Genomic DNA, 3295 nt, shown 5'->3' on the forward strand with positions numbered 1-3295 from the left:
CACCGATGGCGGAACCGAGAGCCAACTCCGCGCCGACGAGCATCGCCCGCTCGCGCATGCCGAGGATCCCGGCGCCCTCGGGCCCTCGGCCGCGGCCGCGCCCATCAGCGGGCGCTTGCCCCGGTCGCGGTCGCCGCCGGCGCCGATCACGCAGATCAGCCGGCCGCCGCGGGACTCCGCCCGGGCGCGCAGGGCGCGCAGCGCCGCGACGATCGCGTCGGGCTTGTGCGCGTAGTCGACGACCCCGAGCACCGGGCCCGGCGCCTCGACCACCTCGAGCCGGCCGGGCACGCCCCGGCACGCGGCCACGCCGGCGGCGGCGGTCCCGGGGTCGACCCCGACCGCCACCAGGGACGCCACGGCGAGCAGCGCGTTGGCGACGTTGTGCAGGCCCGGCAGCGCGACGCCGGCGTCCACGGCCACGTCGCCGGGGCCGTGCGCGGTGAACGCCTGCCCGTAGCCCGCGTCGACCACCCCGTCGGCCCACCAGGTCGCGGCGTGGTCGCCGGCGGCCGAGTAGGTCACCGTCGCGGGCTTGCGCAGCGGCAGCAGGGCCGGGTCGTCGAAGTTGAGGATCTCGACCCGGCAGCGCCCGTCGAAGAGCTTGGCCTTGGCGGCGAAGTAGTCGTCGCGGTCGGCGTGGAAGTCCAGGTGGTCCTGGCCGAAGTTGGTGTAGCCGCCGACGGCGAAGCGCACGCCGCCGACCCGACCCATCGCGAGGGCGTGGCTGGACACCTCCGTGACCACGGCCGTCACGCCGCGCTCGCGGGCGGCGGCCAGCAGCGCGTGCAGGTCGGTCGCCTCGGGCGTGGTGCGCACGCTGTCGATGACGAGGTCGCCGAGCCGGGTCTCCACGGTGCCGATCAGCCCGGTCACGTGGCCGGCCGCGCGCAGCCCGGACTCGACCAGGTAGGCGGTCGAGGTCTTGCCCGCGGTGCCGGTGATGCCGATGACCACCAGACCGGCCGTGGGGTCGCCGTAGACGGCCGCGGCGACCGGACCCAGCGCCTCGCGGGGATCGTCGACCACGATCGCCGGCAGCCCCGCCGCGGCGGCCGCGGGGGCGCCGGCCGGGTCCGTCAGCACCGCGACCGCGCCGGCCGCGGCGACGGCGGGCACGAACTCGGCGCCGTGCCGCCGGGCGCCGGGCAGCGCGGCGTAGAGATCGCCGGGCCGCACCTCGCCGCTGGCGTGGGTGATCCCGGTCACCTCGACGTCGGGCGCGGGTGCCACCGCTGCGACCAGGGCCGCCAGGTCGGCGAGCCGGACGGGAGCGACGGCGCTTGGGCGCGGATTGCCGGGCACGGCGTCAGACCCTACCCGGTCGGTGTCCCGCTTCCGCATACCCACGCTGATCTACGGGAACGGTGTGTACTTGGGCGCCGCCTTGGTGCTCGGCGGCACGCGGTAGTGCTGCAGCGTGTACTGCATCATCTCCCGGAACGCCGGCCCCGCCACGTCGCCGCCACCGCCGCCGGGCGTGAACGCGAAGACCGCGACCACGTACCGCGGCGCCTCCGCCGGTGCCATGCCGATGAACGACGCGACGTCGCCGTCCGCGTACTTTCCGTCGACCACGCGCTTGCCCGTGCCCGTCTTGCCGGCCACCCGGTAGCCCTTGATCCGCCCGTTGACGCCGGTCGCGTCGGGGACCGTGGTCACGGCCTCCATCAGGTACCGCAGGTCCCTCGCGGACTGCGGGCTGATCACCTGGCGGGTCTCCGGCGCGGGCGGTGCCACCCGGTTGCCGTCGGCGGCGACGGTGTCCTTGATCAGGTGCGGCTGGATCCACTTGCCGTCGTTCGCGATCGCGGCGTAGACCGCGGCCATCTGCAGCGGCGTCACGTCGACGCTGTGCCCGATCGGGATGGAGCCCGGCGACGAGCCGTTCCACTCGTCCGGCGGCAGCACCCGGCCGGACGCCTCGCCCGGGATGCCCTCGCCGGTCGGCTTACCGAGACCGAACTTGAGCTGGTAGTCGTACACCTTCTGCGGTCCGAGCCGGTCCGCGATCTTGATCGTCGTGACGTTCGACGAGTACGCCAGCGCGCCGGCCATCGACATCTTCTTGTTGCCGGCCGGATGCGTGTCCGCGTACGTGATGTCCGCCTTCTGGATCGTCGACGGGATCCGCCAGACGGTCCGCGGGGTGATCACGCCCTCCTCGAGGCCCGCGCCGAAGATGATCGCCTTGTGCACCGAGCCCGGGTCGACGACGAACGAGGTCGCCGCGTCCTCGCGGTCGACGGGCGGGTACTTCTCCCAGTCGGCCGCGTTGTAGGTCGGCTGGCTCGCCTGCGCCAGCACCTCGCCGGTCTTGATGTCGAGCACGACGGCGGCCCCGACGGTGCCCCGCTTCGCCCGCACGTTGGCGCTCAGCGAGCGCTGGACCTCGTACTGAAGGTCGCGGTCGATGGTCAGGTTCAGCGAGCTGCCCGGCTTGGCCGGCACGACCTCGCTGTAACCATTGGGGATCGGGGTGTACGAGCCGTCGTTGCCGAACTCGAACCGGTGCTTGCCGTTGGTGCCGCGCAGCACGTCGTCGTACTTGGCCTCGAGGCCCTCCAGCCCGGTCAGGTCCTCGCCCGTGATGCCGATGAGGTTCGCGGCCAGGTCGGCGCCCGGGATCTCCCGGCGCTCGTCGTGCTCGATGCCGATGCCCTTGATGTTGAGCGCCATCACCTGGTTGGCCTTGTCGATCGGCACACCGCGGGCCAGCCACGCGAACGTCGACTGCACGCCCGTCGGCAGCTTCCGCCGGGCCATCCGGTCCTCGAGGTCGGAGCGCGCGACGCCGAGCAGCGGGGACAGCTTGGCCGCGGCGTCGGCCGGGTTCTCGATCAGCGTCGGGTCGGCGTACACGTAGCGCGCCTCGACGCTGTGGGTGAGCGGCACGCCGGACCGGTCGTAGATGCCGCCCCGGGACGCGAACAGGGTGACGCTGCGCAGCCGGTCCTGGAGGCCGCCGTCCGCGTACGCGGGCGTCGGCATGACCTGCAGCGTGATGAGCCGGATGCCGATGCCGGCGAACATGGCCAGCGCGAGGAACGCGCCGAGGCGCAGGCGCCGGTTCGGGTCGGCGAGCTTGAGGTTCGCGCGCGGCTTGCGGCGCAGCGGCGGCCGTGGCGTGGTGGCCCGGCCTTTCGCGGCCGTGCCCGCGCTGCCGGCCTTGGTGCCCGCGCTGCTTGGCTTGGTGGCCCTGGTGGCCGCGCTCCGGGCCTTGGGACCTGCCGCCGGGCGGCCACTCCTCGGAGAGCCACGTCACTTTCGACCTCAGCAAGGTCGACGAGCTCAT

General features: G+C 73.9%; 2 protein-coding genes. Both read right to left on the reverse strand.

The genetic code is table 11. The annotated features are described in order from the left end of the window. The coding region (locus tag AB0H87_RS39880; protein WP_360158420.1) for a UDP-N-acetylmuramoyl-L-alanyl-D-glutamate--2,6-diaminopimelate ligase at positions 1 to 1344 on the reverse strand (1344 nt) is incomplete at its 3' end. A gap of 12 nt (positions 1345 to 1356) precedes the next feature. Then, positions 1357 to 3033 carry a penicillin-binding protein 2 gene (locus AB0H87_RS39885; RefSeq protein ID WP_360158423.1) on the reverse strand — a complete coding sequence of 559 codons (1677 nt, stop codon included), beginning with the start codon at positions 3031 to 3033 and terminating at the stop codon, positions 1357 to 1359. Positions 3034 to 3295: the final 262 nt, after the last annotated feature.

It is taken from the genome of Asanoa sp. NPDC050611, from assembly GCF_040654855.1.
Classification (GTDB): Bacteria; Actinomycetota; Actinomycetes; order Mycobacteriales; family Micromonosporaceae; genus Asanoa.